Raw genomic sequence first — 17,644 nt, forward strand, 5'->3', positions numbered from 1 at the left:
GGGGCGGGCCGGCGGGTCAGGGCGTGGGCGGCGGTCCGTAGAGCGCGGCGAGTTCGGCGCCGATGCGGGCGAGCGCGGTGCGGGCCTCGGGCGGGTCGTGGAGTTCCACGCGGGCGCCGAGTCCGGCGAGCCGGGCGGCGACGACCTCGGGCGAGGGTCCGTCGGCCTCGATGGCGGTCCAGCCGTCGGGGGCGCGTGCGCCGTACCGTATCCGCCCGTGGAAGAGGCCCTCCAGGACCTGTTCGGTGCCGGGGGCGGCCCGTCCCCGTACCGTCACGGCGACCAGCCGGTCCTCCATGCGGGCGGCGAGCGTCCGCCAGACGGCGGCGAGGTCGAAGCCCTCGGGCCGCACCACGGCGGCGCCGGTCTCGGCGACGGAGGTGACGCGGCCGATCCGGAAGGTGCGCAGGCCGCGGTCGGTGTCCGCGACGAGGTAGCGGACCCCGGCCTTCGCGGCGATCCCGAGCGGCCGGACGGTCCGCTCGCGCGGGTCCCGGCCGGGCCGGGCGTATCCGATCCTGAGTTCGCGGCGCTCGACCACGGCCCGCCGGACGGGGGCGAGCAGCGGTTCCTCGGTGTCGAAGCCCGTCCAGTCGGTTCCGTCGGCGACGCCTGCGCGCGCGGCGTTCTCGGCTCCCTCCCGGAGCGGGGAGGGGAGCGCCCGCACGAGCTTGCGCAGGGCGGTCCTCGTCTCGGGGTCCGCGGCGTCCGAGTCCGCTCCGGTCAGCAGGAACAGGGCGCGGATCTCGGGGGCGGTCAGGCCGGTGAGGTCGGTGCGGGCGCCGCCGACGAGCGACCAGCCGCCGCCCTGGCCGGCCTGCGAATAGACCGGGACCCCGGCGCTCGCGAGCGCTTCGAGGTCCCGGCGGGCGGTCCGTTCGGACACGTCCAGTTCGGCGGCGAGTTCGGCGGCGGTGACCCGCCGCCTGGTCTGGAGGAAGAGCAGGGCGGCGACGAGTCGGTCGGCTCTCATGCCGCCATTGTCAGGGACTCCCGTGCGCGGGCCGGACGGCGGCGCAGGACGGTGAGGGCGACGGCCAGGGCGAGCAGCAGGAGTCCGGCGCCGACGCCGAACGCGAGGTGGTAGCCGCCGGTGAGGGCGTCGGCGGCGGGCCGGCCGGCCCGCGTGAGGGACTCGGTGCGCGTGGCCGCCAGGGTGGAGAGGACGGCGACGCCGAGGGCCATGCCGATCTGCTGCGTGGTGTTGAACAGGCCGGAGGCGAGGCCCGCGTCGGCCTCCTCGGCGCCCGACATGGCGAGCGAGGTGAGGGCGGGGAGCGCGAGCCCGAAGCCGGCGGCCGACAGCATCACGGGCAGCAGGTCGGTGGCGTAGGAGGCGTGGACGGGGACGCGGGTGAGCAGGCCGAGGACGCCGACGAGCAGCAGGAGCCCGGTGAGCAGCACGTTCCGCTCGCCGAACCGGGCGATGAGGCGGGCCGAGACGCCGAGGGAGACGACGCCGATGACGACGGCCGCGGGCAGCATCGCGAGGCCGGTCTCGGCGGCCCCGTAGCCGAGGACCTTCTGCAGGTAGAGCGCGACGAGGACCTGGAAGGAGAAGAGCGCGGCGACCATCAGCATCTGGACGGTGTTGGCGCCGGCGACGCTGCGCGAGCGGAGGATCCGCAGGGGCATCAGCGGGTTCGCCGCCTTCGCCTGGCGCACGAGGAAGCCGGCGAGCAGGGCGGCGGCGAGGCCGCCGAGGCCCAGGGTGTGCGCCGAACCGGCGCCGTGCTCCTCGATCTTGACGACCGCGTAGATGCCGGTCATCAGGCCGGAGGTGACCAGCAGGGCGCCCGTCACGTCGGCGCCCCCGCCGGCCCGCAGGCCGGGGCCGCGGTCGGCGGGCAGGGCGCGGACGGCGACGAGGAGGGTCGCGAGGCCGATCGGCAGGTTGATGAAGAAGATCCAGTTCCAGGCCAGCGCGTCGGTGAGGACGCCGCCGAGGACCTGTCCGACGGAGGCTCCGGCGGCGCCGGTGAAGCTGAACACGGCGATGGCACGGGCGCGTTCGCGGGGTTCGGTGAAGAGCGTGACGAGGATGCCGAGGCCGACGGCCGAGGACATCGCGCTGCCGACGCCCTGGAGGAAGCGGGCGGCGATGAGGACGCCGGGGTCGGCGGCGGCCCCGGCGAGGAGCGAGGCGGCGGTGAAGATGCCGGTGCCCGCGAGGAACATCCGGCGGCGGCCGATCAGGTCGCCGAGGCGGCCGGCCAGGAGGAGCAGCGAGCCGAAGGCGATCAGGTAGGCGTTCACGACCCAGCTGAGTCCGACGGGGGTGAACCCGAGGTCGCCCTGGATCGCGGGCATGGCGACCGTGACGATGCTGCCGTCGAGGACCGTCATCAGCATGCCGGTGGCGAGGACGCCGAGGGCGAGCCGGCGCGAGGTCGTGGCGGGCGTACGGGGGCGGGTGGCGGTGGGCATGGGGTCTCTCCTGTCCGGGGGAGGCAACAGGTAAGACGCTAGCAGAAGGTTTTGTTGCAGACTATTTTTTACGGGAGTAGTTCGGGGGCGTGAGGGTTCTCGTCCCGTCCTGTCACGTTTTCTGGGTGTCGAGGGGCGGGAGGGTGCGCCTGCCGGGAAGGCGCGGTGTGACGGCGGGCGGCCCCGGCTGCCGCACCGGCCACTCGTCCGCTTCTCGATAATCCGCGACGGATCGAACCTCGCTACGCTGGCAGACATGACCGCCATGACACCCACCCGGACCGAGCCCGACCTCTCCTACCTCCTCGACCACACCAGCCACGTCCTGCGGACGCGCATGGCGGCGGAGCTGGGGGAGATCGGGCTGACCGCGCGCATGCACTGCGTCCTGGTGCACGCGCTGGAGGAGGAGCGGACGCAGGCACAGCTCGCCGAGATCGGGGACATGGACAAGACCACGATGGTGGTCACGGTCGACGCCCTGGAGAAGGCGGGACTGGCCGAGCGGCGGCCGTCGAGCACCGACCGGCGCGCGCGGATCATCGCGGTCACGGAGAAGGGCGCGGAGGTGGCCCGGGAGAGCCGGCGCATCGTCGACGGCGTGCACGGCAGCGCCCTCGGGTCGCTGCCCGAGGAGGAGCGCGCCGTGCTCGTCCGCGCGCTGAACCGGCTGGCGACCGGGCACCTGGAGACGCCGGTCGAGAGCCCCCGGCCCGCCCGCAGGGCACGGCAGCGCGGCTGACGCGGTGCGGCCCGCCCGCAGCGGATCCGGAGCGGATCGGGGACAGATCCCGTTCCCGGGCGGCTCCGGATTCGAGGGGGCTCCGAAGCGGCTTCGGAGCAGGCCGGCGCCGGGGCTGCACTGGAAGACCCCGGCGCTGGTGGCGTGGGCCGCGGGGCGGGCGTTCGCCTGGGTGGACGACGAGATCGGGGCGGCGGACCGGGCCTGGGTGGCCGCGCACCACGCCGGGCCGGCGCTGCTGCACCGGGTGGACGCCCGGCGGGGGCTGGTCGCCGCGGACTTCGCGGCGCTCACCGCGTGGGTGCGGTGAGCGCCGCGGGGGAACGGCCCGGGCTCCGTCGCGCGGGCTGGGCCGTTCGGGGGCCGGTGGCGGCCCCGGTGGTGCGGGGCGGGGTCAGGACGTGCGGGGCTGGGTGAAGCGGACCATGTTGCCGGACGGGTCGCGGAAGGCGCAGTCGCGGACGCCGTAGGGCTGGTCGACGGGCTCCTGGAGGACCTCGCCGCCGGCGGCGCGGACGTTCTCGAAGGTGGCGTCGACGTCGTCGGTCGCGAAGATCACGCCGCGCAGCATGCCCTTGGCCAGCAGTTCGGCGACGGCCTGACGGTCGGCGGGGGAGGCGTTGGGGTCGGCGAGCGGCGGTTCGAGGACGATCTCGACGTCCGGCTGTTCGGGCGAGCCGACGGTGACCCAGCGCATGCCCTCGAACCCGACGTCGTTGCGGACCTCGAGGCCCAGGGCGTCGCGGTAGAAGGCGAGCGACTTGTCGTGGTCGTCGACGGCGATGAAGCACTGCGAGAGTTTGACGTTCATGTCGTCGACGCTAAATCGCGACGGTCGATTCCGCTTCTCTGATCCTGACCGGTTCTCGCCGTCCGGCCGGCTCGTGGCGCCCGGCCGGCTCGGCGCTCCCGGCGGGTCCGCGGTGCCGGGCGGGGCGGGTGAAGATCTTGGCGACGCACGCGGGGATCGTCGCGCCCGTCTCGTGGCGGCGGGCCCGGTAGGCGCTCGGGGTCTCGCCGACCAGCTCGGTGAAGCGCGAGCTGAACGATCCGAGCGACGTGCAGCCGACCGCGAAGCAGACCTCGGTGACGCTCAGGTCACCCCGCCGCAGCAGGGCCTTCGCCCGTTCCACCCGGCGCGTCATCAGATAGCTGTACGGCGTCTCGCCGAAGGCCGCGCGGAAGCTGCGGGTGAAGTGCCCGGTCGACATGAGCGCGACCTTCGCCAGCGCCGGAACGTCCAGGGGCGAGGCGTAGTCGCGGTCCATGGTGTCCCGCGCGCGCCGCAGCCGTACGAGGTCCTCAAGGGTCACCCCCTCAGCATCGCACGCGTGCCCGAGCCCCGGCCCCCCGCCCGGCTGGCAGAAAATCGACGTCGTCGTGGGGCCCCGCCGGAGCTCCGGTGCGACGGCCGGGCGGGGCCCGGCCGTGGTGGCGACACGCTTGCAAGCATCTGCTTGCAATAGTTAGCAAGAGCTGGCATGGTCGGGGCATGGCATCGCTCAACGTCGGCAATCTCGGTGAGTACCTCCGCGACCAGCGGCGGACCGCACAGCTGTCCCTGCGGCAGCTCGCCGAGGCCGCCGGGGTGTCGAACCCGTACCTGAGCCAGATCGAGCGGGGGCTGCGCAAGCCCAGCGCCGAGGTGCTCCAGCAGGTCGCGAAGGCGCTGCGGATCTCCGCGGAGACGCTCTACGTACGGGCGGGGATCCTCGACGAGAAGGAGCGGGAGGAGCTGGAGACGCGGGCCGTCATCCTGGCCGATCCCTCGGTCAACGAGCGGCAGAAGCAGGTGCTGCTCCAGATCTACGACTCGTTCCGCAAGGAGAACGCCGCCGAGGCCGCCGCCGCGGCCGCCGAGCAGGCCGAGAAGGCCGAGAAGGCCGCCGCGCAGCCCGCGGACGCGCCCGATGCCGAACCGACTCCGAGCTAGTACGCCACACCGGGAGGAACCACCAGCATGGCCATCATCGACGAACTGCGTACCCCTCTCTACTTCGCCGCCGGCACCGCCGACCTCGTCGCGCAGCAGGCCAGGAAGGTTCCCGGCCTGATCGAGCAGATCGCCGCCGAGGCGCCCGCCCGCATCGAGGCCGTGCGCAAGACCGACCCGAAGGTCGTGCAGGAGAAGGTCTCCGCCCAGGCCAAGGGCGCCCAGGCCACCGTGCAGTCGAAGTTCGCCGAGGTCGTCGGCGGGCTCGACACGGACCTGAAGAAGCTGGGCGAGACCGCCCAGGACCTCGCCCTGCGCGGCGTCGGCGTGGCCGCCGAGTACGCCGTGAAGGCCCGCGAGAAGTACGAGGAGGTCGCCGCGCACGGCGAGGAGGCCGTCAAGGCGTGGCGCGGCGAGGCCGCCGAGGAGATCGTCGAGATCGCCGTCGTCGTCGAGCCGGACACCGAGCCGGAGGCGGCGGAGAAGGCCGAGGCCCCCGCCGAGGCCCGGAAGGCTCCCGCCAAGCGGACCGCCACCCGCAAGTCCCCGTCGAAGAAGGCCGCCGCCGAGTCGCTGGCCGCCGAGACGGAGTAGGGGTCCGGGGCACCATTGCGGGTACCCGGGGCGTTGTACCGGGTACCTTGACCGCGAGGCGCTCTCTCCACATCTCCACTAGGCGGTGCTCAGCATGTTGCGCGCGGGATTCGACTCCCTTCTCTCCCTGGTGATCTTCCTGGTCTTCACCGGCTTCGCCGTCGCCGCGCTCGTCTTCGCCGCGATGGCGCGCGAGGACGCCTACCGCGCGGCCGAGAAGCAGACGAAGAAGTTCTGGCTGATCATCCTGGGCATCAACCTCGTCCTGAACCTGCTGCTGCCGATGCTGTTCCTGCAGATCGCCGGCCTGATCGCGGCCATCGTCTTCATGGTGGACGTGCGCCCCGCGCTCGCCCAGGTCTCCGGCGGAGGCCGGGGCCGCCGCGGCGGCGGCTCCAGCAGCGACGGACCGTACGGCCCCTACAACGGCGGCCGATAGCCGCCCGCGGCCGGGCCGACCGGCCCTCGCGGACGGGATGACGGAAGAACGACGGCAGGGCCCGGGGAGCGATCCCCGGGCCCTGCCGTCATGTCCGCGGGACCGGGTCCCGGGCCGTGTGCCGTGTGCCCTGATCCCCGTGCCCTGATCCCCGTGCCCCGTGTCGTGCTCGTGCCCGGGCGTCCGGCGTCCGCCGTCCGTTCCTTCCGCTATCCCCGGGTCCGGTCCCGCTCCAGGGCCAGGACGGCGACGTCGTCGGTCAGTTCGCCGCCGTTGAAGGAGCGGACCTCCGTGACGGCCGCCTCCAGGAGCTCCTCGCCGCGCAGACCGGAGGCCAGCTGGCGGTTGATCATCGCGACCATGCCGTCCTGGCCGAGCCGGGGCGAGCCGGGGCCGTCGGAGCGGCCCTCGATGAGACCGTCGGTGTACATGAGGAGGCTCCACGCCCCGCCCAGCTCCACCTGGCGGCGCGGCCAGCGGGCGCGCGGCAGCAGCCCGAGCGCCGGGCCGCCGTCCTCGTACGGCAGCAGCCTGGCCACCCTGCCCTGGCGGGCGATCAGCGGGGACGGGTGGCCCGCCAGGCAGAGGCCGGCCCGGCGTCCGTCGGGGGCGATGTCGACGGTGCAGAGCGTCGCGAAGATCTCCTCGCTCTCCCGCTCGTGCTCCAGGACCTGCTGCATCGTCGACAGCAGCTCGTCGCCGCACAGGCCCGCGAAGGTCAGGGCCCGCCAGGCGATCCGCAGCTCGACGCCGAGCGCCGCCTCGTCGGGGCCGTGTCCGCAGACGTCGCCGATCATGGCGTGGACGGTGCCGTCGGGCGTGCGGACGACGTCGTAGAAGTCGCCGCCGAGCAGGGCGCGGGAGCGGCCCGGGCGGTAGTGCGCCGCGAACCGCAGGTCGGAGCCCTCCAGGAGCGGGGTGGGCAGCAGTCCGCGTTCCAGGCGGGCGTTCTCCTGGGCCCGCAGGCGGGACTCGGCCAGCTTCACCTGGACGGCGTCGGCGCGCTTGCGCTCGACGGCGTACCGGATGGCCCGGCTGAGGAGCCGGCCGTCGAGCTCCTCGCGGAAGAGGTGGTCCTGGGCTCCGACGCGCACCGCCTCGGCCGCGAGCTCCGCGTCCGCCGAGGCCGCGAGGGCGAGGACGGCGTGGCGCGGGGCGAGGCGCAGGATGTGGCGCAGGGGGGCGAGCGGGTCGTCGGCACGGGGGCCGGGCAGGGACAGGTCGACGAGGACGCAGTGGACGTCGTCGGTGAGGAGCCGCTCGGCCTCGGTGAGGTTGCGGGCGGTGCGGATGCGGACGCGGGTGCCGGCGGCGTCGGCCGCGTCGAGCAGCTCGGGTACGGCGAGGGCACCTGCCGGGTCGTCCTCGACGACCAGGAGGGTCAGATCGGTGCGATCGCCTGTGGCGGTGACTGTGCCTGTCATAGCGGTGGCGTCCATAGGGGTGGCCTCGCCGGGTCCCGCAGCTGCAGAGACGATTCTCTGACGCGGTAGCGATACGGGCATCGGTCCGGGTTTCCTTCCCTCCCCCCGAGGGTGCGCAGGGCGCCGGGTGGCGCCCCGCCCGTCCCGGACCCTAGCGGTAGGGCGGTGCGCAGCGGAATGGTGATCAGCCTGTGAGCCCGCGCGGCGTCGTTGGCATATGCCGCGGAAGGGGAGGTACTCGCCCTCCGGAAGTCCTTCGGGGACTCCCGGGGGCAATGAGAAAGGTCACGCCCGCCCGGCGGCGGCCGGTGAGGCCGGCCGCGTGCTCCGCGTCACGTCGGGCGGACGACGCCCAGGATCTCCATGGAACCGGCCCCCGCGAGGGTCACGTTCCGGCCGGGGCGCGGGGCGTGGACGATCGCCCCGTTCCCGACGTACATGCCGATGTGGCTGGCGTCCTTGAAGTAGACGATCAGGTCGCCCGGCCGCATGTCCTTGATGTCCACGCGGGGCAGGAGGCGCCACTGCTCCTGGGAGGTGCGCGGGATGCCGAGACCGGCCGCGCCCCAGGCGCTCTGGGTCAGCCCGGAGCAGTCGAACGTGCCCGGGCCCTCGGCGCCCCACTCGTACGGCTTGCCGATCTGGGCCGTCGCGAACGCCACGGCCTTCCGGGCCTCCGGCGTCGTCCCGGCCTTCAGCCCGTCGAGCACGCCGGTGCCGAGCCAGGTCGTCTGCGCCCGGGACTGGGCCTGCTCCTCCAGGCGCCGCAGCCGCTCCCGCTCCTCGGCGGCGAGCTCGGACTCCAGCTTCTTCGCCGCGGCGATCTTGTCGGTGATCTCCTTCTTCGCCTTGGCCTGCCGGACCCGGTTCGCCTCCAGCTTGGTCCAGTTCGCCCCGGCGTCCTGGGCGTAGACGTCCAACTGGGCCTGGGTGCGGTTCATCTCGCCCAGCAGGTCCGTGGTGGCCTTCGCCCCGGCCTTGAGGCGGCCCGCGGTGTCGAGGAAGAGCTGCGGGTCGTCGGTGAGGACGAGCTGTGCGCCGTCGGGGAGCCCGCCGTTGCGGTACTGGGCGCGGGCGGCGGCGCCGGCCCTGGCCTTGAGGGCCTCGATCCGCGCGCGGCCGGCCACGATCATCCGGGCGACCTCGACGATCTCGGCCGACTGCTCCCGGGTCTTCTCCTCGGCGAGGTTGTACGCGTCGGTGGCGGCGGCGGCCTGCCGGTACAGGGCGTCTATCTCCTTGCGCACCTCCTCCAGGCTCTTCTTCGGCGGCGGAGGCGGGAGCGGCGCGGCGGACGCCTGGAGGGTGAGCGCGGGCGAGGCCAGCACGGTCAGGGCGCAGATCACGGTGATCGCGGCAGTGGCGTGGCGGCGTCGGTTCACTAGCTCCCCCTCGAGCGACCAAAACTGATTTACCGTCAGTAACTTGCCGGTGACCTTGGTGATAGTGCCATGCGAAACCGGAAAGCAACAGGGGAAACCGGGGCCTGTCGGGCCCCTTCCCCTCACGGGTGACGAGTGATCCGCGCGGGGCGTTCCCTCCGCACCGGAAATTCGGCGGGCGTCGGGCCGCGGGCCCCCTGCCGGACGGACGTCACCTCCCCGCCCCGCCCGGCCGACGCGCCCTCGCCTCCGCGCGGCCCGCGCCGCGGGACCGCGCCCTCAGTCCCGGGGCGCCAGCGCCTCCCACCGCACCGTCACCTCGCCCTGGCGCCACCGGCGCGGGCCGTCGGCGAGCGGCCAGTCGGCGGCCAGGTCGCGGACCGAGCGGATCCAGCGCTGACGGGCCCCCAGCGAGGCGTACGGCGCGGCGGCGGCCCATGCCCGGTCGAAGTCCCGCAGGAAGGCGTGGACCGGCTCGCCCGGCACGTTCCGGTGGATGAGCGCCTTCGGCAGCCGTTCCGCCAGGTCCGAGGGGCGCACCAGCGAGCCCAGCCGGGTCGCGAAGGTCACCGTGCGGGGCCCCTCCGTGCCGAGCGCCACCCACACGTGCCGGCGCCCAATCTCGTCACAGGTGCCCTCGACGAGCAGCCCGCCCGGTGCGAGCCGGCCGCGGAGCCGCTCCCAGACGGCCGCGACCTGCTCCTCGTCGTACTGGCGCAGCACGTTCGCCGCCCGGATCAGGGCGACCCGGCCCGGCACCGGCACCTCGAAGCCGCCGTGCACGAACGCGAGCCCCTCGTGCTCGTACGGCTTCGCCGCCTCCACCCGGGCCGGTTCGATCTCGACGCCGTACAGCCGGGTGCGCGGCTCGGCCGTGCGCAGCCGGGCCAGCAGCTCGACGGCGGTCCAGGGCGCGGCCCCGTACCCGAGGTCGACCGCGAGGGGCGGTTCGGCGGAGCGGCGCAGCGCCGGGCCGTGGACGGCGGCGATCCAGCGGTCCATGCGGCGCAGGCGGTTGGGGTTCGTGGTCCCGCGGGTCGGCGTGCCGACGGGGCGGGTGGTGCGCGGGGCCATGCCATGAGCGTACGGGGTGGGGGAGGGGCCGGCCCCGGGCCGGTGACGCGCGCGGCGGGCCGGAGGGTGAGTCCGGCACGGCAACGAATTGGCAAAGCGCGGCCGCCGGGGAAATGAAAGGGGTCATTCCGGTGTTGTGGCGGCTGGAGGACGCTCCGTGTCCTCAGCGTGCCCCGAGCGGCCCCCGAGGCCCCCACGAGCGGAAGGACCGCCGACGTGAGCCAGTACGTGTCCCGGTTCGCCGGCACCCGGCACCGGCACCCGGCGCCGACCAGGCTCCGGCTCCCCGGCCGGCACCGCACCCCGCGGCGGGTGGCCATGCTCAGCGTCCACACCTCACCGCTGCACCAGCCGGGCACCGGCGACGCGGGCGGCATGAACGTCTACATCGTCGAGCTGGCCAAGCGCCTCGCCGCCATCGACATCGAGGTGGAGATCTTCACCCGGGCCACCACCGGCGGCCTCCCGCCGGTCGTCGAGCTCACCCCCGGCGTCCTCGTGCGCCATGTGGACGCCGGCCCGTACGAGGGACTGGCCAAGGAGGAGCTGCCGGCCCAGCTCTGCGCCTTCACCCACGGCGTGATGCAGGCGTGGGCGGGCCACCGCCCCGGCCACTACGACCTGGTCCACTCCCACTACTGGCTCTCCGGCCACGTCGGCTGGCTGGCCGCCGAGCGCTGGGGCGTGCCGCTCGTCCACGCCATGCACACCATGGCGAAGGTCAAGAACGCGGCGCTCGCCGAGGGCGACACGCCCGAGCCCGCGGCCCGGGTCATCGGCGAGACCCAGATCGTCTCCGCCGCCGACCGGCTGATCGCCAACACCGCCGAGGAGGCCGACGAGCTCTCCCGCTTCTACGAGGCGGACCCCGGCAAGATCGCGGTCGTCCACCCCGGCGTGAACCTCGACCACTTCCGCCCCGCCGACGGCCGGGCCGCCGCCCGCGCCCGGCTCGGTCTGCCGCCGGACGCCTTCATCCCGGTCTTCGCCGGCCGGATACAGCCGCTCAAGGCCCCCGACATCCTGCTGCGCGCGGCCGCCCTGCTCCTGGAGCGGGACCCCTCGCTGCGCACCCGCATGGTCGTGCCGGTGGTCGGCGGCCCGAGCGGCAGCGGCCTCGCGAAGCCGGAGGGGCTGCAGAAGCTGGCCGCCCGGCTCGGCATCGCGGACCTCGTGCGCTTCCACCCGCCGGTGGGCCAGGACCGGCTGGCGGACTGGTTCCGCGCGGCCAGCGTCCTCGTCATGCCCTCGTACAGCGAGTCCTTCGGCCTGGTGGCCATCGAGGCGCAGGCGGCGGGCACCCCGGTCGTCGCGGCGGCGGTCGGCGGTCTGCCCGTCGCGGTGCGGGACGGGCAGACGGGCTTCCTGGTGCAGGGCCACGACCCGGCGGACTACGCCCGCGCGCTCGGCCGGTTCGTGGACGAGCCGGGGCTGTCGGCGCGGATGGGCGCGGCCGCGGCACTGCACGCGGGCTCGTTCGGCTGGGACACGGCGGCCTCGGGCACGGCGGACGTCTACACGGCCGCCATGCACGACCACCGGCTGAAGGAGAACCGCCGTCGCGTACGCTCCCACCATGGCTGAGGACGAGGTCGGGAACCCGGTCGGGGACGTTCGGCGGATCATCGAGTCCGTCTTCGACGACGCGGAGCTGGAGTGGGAGTCGCCCGAGCCCGGCTCGTACGTCGTCAAACTGCCGGGCACGCGCAAGCTGTTCACCACCCTGTCGCTGCGCGCGGGCCGTCACTCGCTCTCGCTCAACGCCTTCGTCGTCCGGCACCCGGACGAGAACGAGGCGGGCGTCCACCGCTGGCTGCTGGAGCGCAACCTCAAGCTGTACGGGGTGAGTTACGCGGTGGACGCGCTCGGCGACGTCTACCTCGCCGGCAAGCTGCCGCTGGCGGCCGTCACGCCCGAGGAGCTGGACCGGCTGCTCGGCTCCGTCCTGGAGGCGGCGGACGGCGACTTCAACACCCTGCTGGAGCTGGGCTTCGCGTCGGCGATCCGGCGCGAGTACGCGTGGCGGGTGTCGCGCGGCGAGTCGACCCGCAATCTCGACGCGTTCAAGAACCTGGTCGCCAAGTCCGGCGACTGACCCCCGGCCCCTGGACGAGGCCCCCCTGGCCTCAGCCCGCGGTGAGCCGCTCCGTGCCGCTCCGGTACCGCCCCGGCGTGGTGCCGAACTCGCGGCGGAACGCGTGCGACAGGGCGTACGGCGTGCTGTAGCCGACCTGCCGGGCCACCGCCGCCAGCGGATCCCCGGTGTCCCGCAGCAGGGCGGCGGCCCGGGTCAGCCGCCACCACGTCAGGTACGCCATCGGGGACCGGCCGACCAGGGCCGTGAAGCGGCGGCCCAGCGTGGGCCGGGAGACCCCCGCCTCGGCCGCCAGCCGGTCGACGGTCCACGGCGCCGCGGGATCGGTGTGCAGCGCCCGCAGCGCGGCGGCCGTCACCGGGTCGCCCAAGACCGCCGGCCACACACCCGAGCCGCTCCCCGTCATCCAGGAACGCACCATGTAGACGAGCAGCAGATCGAGCAGGCTGGGCAGGGCGAGACACGAGCCGGGTCCCCGCCCGTCCAGCTCACCGGCCAGCAGCGTGATGGCGGCGCGGAGTTCGGGGTGTCCGCCGGCCCGGCCCGGCAGGTGCACGAGCGGCGGGAGCTCCGCCAGGAGCGGATGCGCGCGGCTGCGGTCGAGGCGGTACTTGCCGCAGAGCATCTCCACCCCGCCCTCCCCGGCGTCGGGCAGCGGCGGGCGCGGCGCCGTCCCGTCCGCCCACCGCCCGAAGGGCACCGCCCGTGCCACCGCCGCCGCGTCGGCGGGCGCGTCCGCGAGGACGTGTCCGGTGCCGTGCGGGAGCAGCACCGCGTCCCCGGGACCGAGGACGACCGCCTCGCCGCCGTCGGGGAGCAGCCAGCAGCCGCCCTTCAGGACGACGTGGAATCCGGCGCCCTCGTACGGGTCGAGCCGCGCGCACCAGCGTCCGCCCACCCGTACCCGCTCGGAGGAGGGCCGTCCGGTGCGGACCGCCGCGATCGCGTCGCTCACCACGTCCATCGGGCGAGCGTATCCGGCACCGCGTCAGGCCGTGAGCGTTTCCCGTATCCAGGAGAGCGGCGGGAGCATTGAGCCGCTCAACCCTCCCTTCCTAGGCTCGGCCGCATGACGAACGAGAGCGCACAGAGCATCGTCCTGGGGGACGTCGAGGTCATCCGGGTCGTCGAGTGGCGGGGCCCCTTCGCCCCCGCCCGCACCCTCGTCCCGGACGCCGGGGCCGAGGTGTGGAAGGACAACGAGGAGTGGCTGGCGCCGGACCACTGGGCACCCGACGAGGACAGCGCCGTCATGGCGCTGCAGAGCTGGGTGCTGCGCAGCGGCGGCCGCACCGTCCTCGTCGACACCGGGGTGGGCGCCGGGCGCGAACGCCCCGGCTCGCCCGCCTTCCACCACCGCGAGGACGACCTGCCCGGCCGCCTGGAGCGGGCCGGCATCCGCCCCGAGGACGTCGACGTCGTCGTCAACACCCACCTCCACGCCGACCACGTCGGCTGGAACACCCGGGACGCCGGCGGCGCGTGGGTCCCCACCTTCCCGAACGCCCGCTACCTCCTCCCGGCCGCCGACGACTTCCACTTCGGCCCGGACAACGGCTACGGCGGCGGCGGCCGTCCGGACGACCGCCTCGTCCACGAGGACAGCGTCGCGCCCGTCCACCGCGCCGGCCTCGTCGACCTCTGGGACGGCGTCCACCGCATCGACGAGCACCTCGTCCTGGAGTCCGCGCCCGGCCACACCCCCGGCTCCGCCGTCCTCCGGCTCGCCTCCGGCACCGACCGCGCGGTCTTCGTCGGCGACCTCCTGCACAGCCCCGTCCAGATCCTCGACCCCGGCCGCGCGAGCTGCTTCTGCCTCGACCCGCGCCGGGCGGCCGCCACCCGCCGCCGCGTCCTCGAACGGGCCGCCGACACCCGCGAGCTGGTCGTCCCCGCCCACTTCGCCGGCTCCGGCGCCGCCGAGGTCCGCCGCGAGGGGACGGGCTTCGCCGTCGCCGGCTGGGCGGCCCACACGGGGCGGTGAGACCCCGCTACCGGGCCGCCGCCCCCGTCCGGCCGCAGGTCACACGCCGACCGTGGACGACCCGGAGCCCTCGGTCCGGGCGACCACGGGGGAGACGACGGGCACGGCCGCCGGGGCGACGGCCTCGCCCTCCGCCCTGACCGCGTCCTCGACGTCGTCGCCGGCCGGGACCTCCTCCCCGGCTCCGGCTCCCGCCGCGGTGTCCGCGGGGTCGTCGGCCAGGGCCTTCCGCAGCCGGGTGTAGTACCCGACGGCGGCGAGGACGCCGACGGCGGCGGTCGCGGCCCACAGCACGTCGGGACCGGGCCCGTCGACGATCACACCGGCCAGGATCGGGGCGACGAAACCGGCGACGGCCCACGACATGCCCATCACGCCCTGGTAGCGGCCCCGGGCGTGCTCGGGGGCGAGGCGGGCGGTGGCCGCGGCGTTCGTCGGGACGTGGATCATCTCGCCGACCGTCCACACGACCACGGTCGCGGCGAACGCCACCGGCGAGCCGGCGAGGGCGGTCGCGCCGGTGCCGAGGGCGAAGAGCAGCGAGGAGAGCCCGAGCAGGAGCACCGGGGACCGCTTGTCCGTCAGCTTGTTGACGAGCAGCTGGAAACCGACGATCACGATGCCGTTGACGGCGATGACGACGCCGTACGAGGAGGGGGAGAGGCCCTGGCCGGCCATGGTCAGCGGCAGGCCGATCCAGGGGGCGGTGAAGACGAGGCAGACGAGCAGGTTGAGCAGGACCAGGGTGCGGAACGGCGCGTCCCGCAGCACGGTCAGCATCCCGACCTTCTCCTCGGCGACCGGCTCCCCCCGCTGGTCGACGCGGGCCTCCGGGCGGGTCTCCGGCAGCCGGAGGAAGACGATCACGGCGCACAGGACCGTGGCGACGGCGTCGACGACGAAGAGGGTGCGGTACCCAAGGAAGGCCGCGGCGCCGCCGCCGATGGAGGCGATGGCGAAGCCGAGGTTGAGGGCCCAGTAGTTCAGGGCGTACGCGCGGCGCACGTCGTGGGCCGGGACCATGTCCGCGATCGTGGCGTTGATGGACGGCCGGACGGCCTGCATGGCGACGCCCATGAGGAGGACGACGACGGCGACGGCCCAGGCGCTCGTGACCACGGCGAGCGCGCCGGCGCAGGCGGCGGCCGCCAGGTGCATCGTGACCATCGTGGGGCGCCGGCCCCAGCGGTCGGTCAGCGCCCCGCCGAGCGGCGAGCCGGCGACGCCGCCGAGTCCGTGCAGGGCGACGACGAGACCGGCGAACCACGCGGAGTGCCCGAGCTCGACCGTCAGGTAGAGGGAGAGGAAGGTGAGGACGAAGGCGCCGGTCCGGTTGACCAACGTCGACAGCCACAGCCACCAGAAGCCCGGCGGGAGACCCGAGACCGTCGTCCGGGCCGATCGTCTGAGCGAATCGATGGACATGTGTGACGGCCCCCTGCTGTACGTAAGCCCTGCTTCTGGCTCCCGTAACTTACGTATCTCAGGGGTCGGACGCCAGCCAATTGACGACGCGCGTCAATCGTCAGCGGTCGATTAGGCTCGTACGCATGGCCGACGCACCGTACAAGCTGATCCTCCTCCGCCACGGCGAGAGCGAGTGGAACGAGAAGAATCTGTTCACCGGATGGGTGGACGTGAACCTCACCGCGAAGGGTGAGAAGGAGGCGACGCGCGGCGGCGAGCTGCTCAAGGACGCCGGCCTGCTCCCCGACGTGCTGCACACCTCCCTGCAGAAGCGCGCCATCCGCACGGCGCAGCTCGCGCTCGAGTCCGCCGACCGCCACTGGATCCCGGTCAACCGCTCCTGGCGGCTGAACGAGCGCCACTACGGCGCTCTCCAGGGCAAGGACAAGGCCCAGACCCTCGCCGAGTTCGGCGAGGAGCAGTTCATGCTGTGGCGCCGCTCCTACGACACCCCGCCGCCGGCGCTCTCCGACGACAGCGAGTACGCGCAGGCCCACGACGCCCGCTACGCGACGATCCCGCCGGAGCTGCGCCCGCAGACCGAGTGCCTCAAGGACGTCGTCGAGCGCATGCTCCCGTACTGGTACGACAACATCGTCCCGGACCTCCTCGCCGGCCGCACGGTCCTCGTCGCCGCCCACGGCAACAGCCTCCGCGCCCTCGTCAAGCACCTCGACGGCATCTCCGACGCCGACATCGCCGGCCTCAACATCCCCACCGGCATCCCCCTCGCCTACGAGCTCGACGAGAACTTCAAGCCCCTCACCCCCGGCGGCACCTACCTCGACCCGGACGCCGCCGCGGCCGCCATCGAGGCCGTCAAGAACCAGGGCAAGAAGTAACCTTCACCCCCGAAAAAGCCCCCTGCCCGCGGAATCCCCGCCGGGAGGGGGCTTCTTCGTGAGTCGGGTCCGCGTCTCCAGGAGACGCCGTGGCGGAGGCCCGGCGGGGCCGGACGGGTGAGGGGGAAACCTTACGGCCGTGGTGCGCCGGTCGTGGGGTGGGGGAGGGGGCTAGAGGTGGGGAGGGCCGCGGGTGTGACCACGGCTCACGACCTCACATTCCTCGCGAAAGAGAAGCCCGTGCGACTCCGTCACTCCGCCGCCGCCCTCTGCGGCGCGCTCGCCCTCACCGCCACCCTCGCCTCCCCGGCCTCCGCCGCCACCGGCGACTTCAGCTACCGGTTCGTCGGCATCGGCGGCGACCAGCAGTGGATCACGCTGCACGATCCGGTGAACTCCTCGTGCATCACGCTCGCCGAGGCCGCGGACCCGTCCTCGTCCGAGCCCGCGTTCGCGCCGCACAACGACACGGACGAGTTCGCGGTCGTGTTCACCGGGCCGGACTGCACCGGGGAGTCCTGGACGCTCCGGCCGCACGGCCGCCCGACCACCGACCTGCTCAAGCTCCGTTCGGTGGTGTTCGTGGCCTCGTACGCCTAGGCCGGCCCGGCGGGAGCGGCGGCCGGTGCGCCCTGTGCGGATAACCGGGGGCGGCTCCACCCCTGAGTGACTACCGTCCCCCGCATGAGCACGTCATTGCGCCTGGAGCAGGTCACCCCCCGCCAACGTCGACGCCGCCCTCGCGCTGCGCGTCCACCCGCATCAGGAGCGGAACGTCGCTCCCGTCGCCCACTCCCTCGCCGAGGCGTACGCCTTCGGGGAGAAGGCGTGGCCGCGGCTGGTCTTCGACGGCGACGAACTCGTCGGCTTCCTGATGGCGTTCCTCGACATCCCGTGGGACGAGGAGAAGGACCCCGCCGACCGCCGCAGCGGTCTCTGGCGCCTCAACATCACCGCGGAGGGCCAGGGGAAGGGGTACGGGCGCTTCGCCGTCGAGGCCGTACGGGAGGAGCTGCGCCGGCGCGGGGAGCAGCGGCTCTTCGTGACCTGGGAGCCCGGCGAGGACGGACCCGGCGCCTTCTACCGGAAGCTGGGTTTCCGTACGACCGGTGAGGTCAGCGGCGGCCAGACCGTCGCCGTCCTCGACATCGGGTGAGCGGGGGGGGGGGGGGGGGGGGGGGGGGGGGGGGCGCCCCCCCCCCCCCCCCCCCCCCCCCCACCCCCCCCCCCCCCCCCCCCCC

18 protein-coding genes and 2 pseudogenes are annotated in these 17,644 nt (G+C 74.2%); 11 read left to right on the forward strand and 9 right to left on the reverse strand.

Going from position 1 to position 17,644, the window contains the following annotated elements; all coding sequences use genetic code 11:
- Positions 1 to 16: 16 nt before the first annotated feature.
- Positions 17 to 973 carry a helix-turn-helix transcriptional regulator gene (locus ACZ60W_RS17800; protein WP_469756251.1) on the reverse strand — a complete coding sequence of 319 codons (957 nt, stop codon included), beginning with the start codon at positions 971 to 973 and terminating at the stop codon, positions 17 to 19.
- Entirely contained in the window at positions 970 to 2,427 is a 1,458-nt protein-coding gene (locus ACZ60W_RS17805) for an MFS transporter (RefSeq protein WP_469756252.1), read from the reverse strand. Before ACZ60W_RS17805 ends, ACZ60W_RS17800 begins: the two co-directional genes overlap by 4 nt.
- Positions 2,428 to 2,683: 256 nt before the next feature.
- Here ACZ60W_RS17805 and ACZ60W_RS17810 point away from each other — a divergent pair, with 256 nt between their 5' ends.
- Together ACZ60W_RS17810 and ACZ60W_RS17815 are read left to right on the forward strand one after the other, a co-directional pair.
- A complete protein-coding gene (locus ACZ60W_RS17810) occupies positions 2,684 to 3,169 on the forward strand; it encodes a MarR family winged helix-turn-helix transcriptional regulator (protein ID WP_469756253.1) in 486 nt (161 codons plus the stop codon).
- 112 nt (positions 3,170 to 3,281) lie between these two features.
- Positions 3,282 to 3,479, forward strand: a pseudogene (locus ACZ60W_RS17815) (hypothetical protein); the annotation flags it as partial.
- An 84-nt stretch (positions 3,480 to 3,563) separates the two neighbouring features.
- Here the strand turns inward: ACZ60W_RS17815 and ACZ60W_RS17820 are convergent.
- On the reverse strand, positions 3,564 to 3,980 hold the full coding sequence (locus ACZ60W_RS17820; RefSeq protein WP_469756254.1) for a VOC family protein: 417 nt from the start codon (positions 3,978 to 3,980) through the stop codon (positions 3,564 to 3,566).
- A gap of 10 nt (positions 3,981 to 3,990) precedes the next feature.
- Positions 3,991 to 4,437: a helix-turn-helix transcriptional regulator gene (locus tag ACZ60W_RS17825; RefSeq protein ID WP_469756268.1), complete on the reverse strand. Its 447-nt coding sequence runs from the start codon at positions 4,435 to 4,437 to the stop codon at positions 3,991 to 3,993.
- Positions 4,438 to 4,661: 224 nt separating this feature from the next.
- On the opposite strand from ACZ60W_RS17825, the gene ACZ60W_RS17830 reads away from it, so the two are divergent.
- The 3 genes from ACZ60W_RS17830 (at position 4,662) to ACZ60W_RS17840 (ending at position 6,135) form a co-directional block, all read left to right on the forward strand.
- Complete coding sequence (locus ACZ60W_RS17830) at positions 4,662 to 5,102, forward strand: helix-turn-helix domain-containing protein (protein WP_469756255.1); 441 nt, start codon at positions 4,662 to 4,664, stop codon at positions 5,100 to 5,102.
- 27 nt (positions 5,103 to 5,129) lie between these two features.
- Positions 5,130 to 5,696: a hypothetical protein gene (locus ACZ60W_RS17835; RefSeq protein WP_469756256.1), complete on the forward strand. Its 567-nt coding sequence runs from the start codon at positions 5,130 to 5,132 to the stop codon at positions 5,694 to 5,696.
- 94 nt (positions 5,697 to 5,790) lie between these two features.
- Positions 5,791 to 6,135: a DUF2516 family protein gene (locus tag ACZ60W_RS17840; RefSeq protein ID WP_026058798.1), complete on the forward strand. Its 345-nt coding sequence runs from the start codon at positions 5,791 to 5,793 to the stop codon at positions 6,133 to 6,135.
- 209 nt (positions 6,136 to 6,344) lie between these two features.
- Here ACZ60W_RS17840 and ACZ60W_RS17845 read toward each other — a convergent pair whose 3' ends face one another.
- The 3 genes from ACZ60W_RS17845 to ACZ60W_RS17855 form a co-directional block, all read right to left on the reverse strand.
- Complete coding sequence (locus ACZ60W_RS17845) at positions 6,345 to 7,574, reverse strand: PP2C family protein-serine/threonine phosphatase (protein ID WP_469756257.1); 1,230 nt, start codon at positions 7,572 to 7,574, stop codon at positions 6,345 to 6,347.
- A 317-nt stretch (positions 7,575 to 7,891) separates the two neighbouring features.
- Positions 7,892 to 8,941, reverse strand: a complete 1,050-nt coding sequence (locus ACZ60W_RS17850; protein ID WP_469756258.1) for a C40 family peptidase — start codon at positions 8,939 to 8,941, stop codon at positions 7,892 to 7,894.
- A gap of 279 nt (positions 8,942 to 9,220) precedes the next feature.
- Positions 9,221 to 10,015 (reverse strand): class I SAM-dependent methyltransferase, encoded by a 795-nt coding sequence (locus ACZ60W_RS17855; protein WP_469756259.1) that lies wholly within the window; start codon positions 10,013 to 10,015, stop codon positions 9,221 to 9,223.
- 216 nt (positions 10,016 to 10,231) lie between these two features.
- On the opposite strand from ACZ60W_RS17855, the gene mshA reads away from it, so the two are divergent.
- Both mshA and ACZ60W_RS17865 read left to right on the forward strand, forming a co-directional pair.
- Positions 10,232 to 11,599 carry a D-inositol-3-phosphate glycosyltransferase gene (gene mshA, locus ACZ60W_RS17860; RefSeq protein ID WP_469756260.1) on the forward strand — a complete coding sequence of 456 codons (1,368 nt, stop codon included), beginning with the start codon at positions 10,232 to 10,234 and terminating at the stop codon, positions 11,597 to 11,599.
- Positions 11,592 to 12,110: a type III secretion system chaperone family protein gene (locus ACZ60W_RS17865; RefSeq protein ID WP_469756261.1), complete on the forward strand. Its 519-nt coding sequence runs from the start codon at positions 11,592 to 11,594 to the stop codon at positions 12,108 to 12,110. The genes mshA and ACZ60W_RS17865 overlap by 8 nt, the downstream gene beginning before the upstream one ends.
- A 31-nt stretch (positions 12,111 to 12,141) precedes the next feature.
- On the opposite strand, the gene ACZ60W_RS17870 is transcribed toward ACZ60W_RS17865, so the two are convergent.
- Positions 12,142 to 13,074 carry an AraC family transcriptional regulator gene (locus ACZ60W_RS17870; RefSeq protein WP_469756262.1) on the reverse strand — a complete coding sequence of 311 codons (933 nt, stop codon included), beginning with the start codon at positions 13,072 to 13,074 and terminating at the stop codon, positions 12,142 to 12,144.
- A gap of 105 nt (positions 13,075 to 13,179) precedes the next feature.
- Here ACZ60W_RS17870 and ACZ60W_RS17875 point away from each other — a divergent pair, with 105 nt between their 5' ends.
- Complete coding sequence (locus tag ACZ60W_RS17875; protein WP_469756263.1) at positions 13,180 to 14,094, forward strand: MBL fold metallo-hydrolase; 915 nt, start codon at positions 13,180 to 13,182, stop codon at positions 14,092 to 14,094.
- A gap of 39 nt (positions 14,095 to 14,133) precedes the next feature.
- Here ACZ60W_RS17875 and ACZ60W_RS17880 read toward each other — a convergent pair whose 3' ends face one another.
- On the reverse strand, positions 14,134 to 15,519 hold the full coding sequence (locus tag ACZ60W_RS17880) for an MDR family MFS transporter (protein ID WP_469756264.1): 1,386 nt from the start codon (positions 15,517 to 15,519) through the stop codon (positions 14,134 to 14,136).
- 125 nt (positions 15,520 to 15,644) lie between these two features.
- On the opposite strand from ACZ60W_RS17880, the gene ACZ60W_RS17885 reads away from it, so the two are divergent.
- The 3 genes and pseudogenes from ACZ60W_RS17885 to ACZ60W_RS17895 all read left to right on the forward strand — a co-directional run bounded on the left by ACZ60W_RS17885 (position 15,645) and on the right by ACZ60W_RS17895 (position 17,559).
- Positions 15,645 to 16,403 (forward strand): phosphoglyceromutase, encoded by a 759-nt coding sequence (locus ACZ60W_RS17885; RefSeq protein WP_469756265.1) that lies wholly within the window; start codon positions 15,645 to 15,647, stop codon positions 16,401 to 16,403.
- Positions 16,404 to 16,643: 240 nt separating this feature from the next.
- A complete protein-coding gene (locus ACZ60W_RS17890) occupies positions 16,644 to 17,003 on the forward strand; it encodes a hypothetical protein (protein ID WP_469756266.1) in 360 nt (119 codons plus the stop codon).
- 84 nt (positions 17,004 to 17,087) lie between these two features.
- Positions 17,088 to 17,559, forward strand: a pseudogene (locus ACZ60W_RS17895) (GNAT family N-acetyltransferase).
- Positions 17,560 to 17,644: the final 85 nt, after the last annotated feature.

This window comes from Streptomyces sp. NPDC104202 (assembly GCF_055584185.1).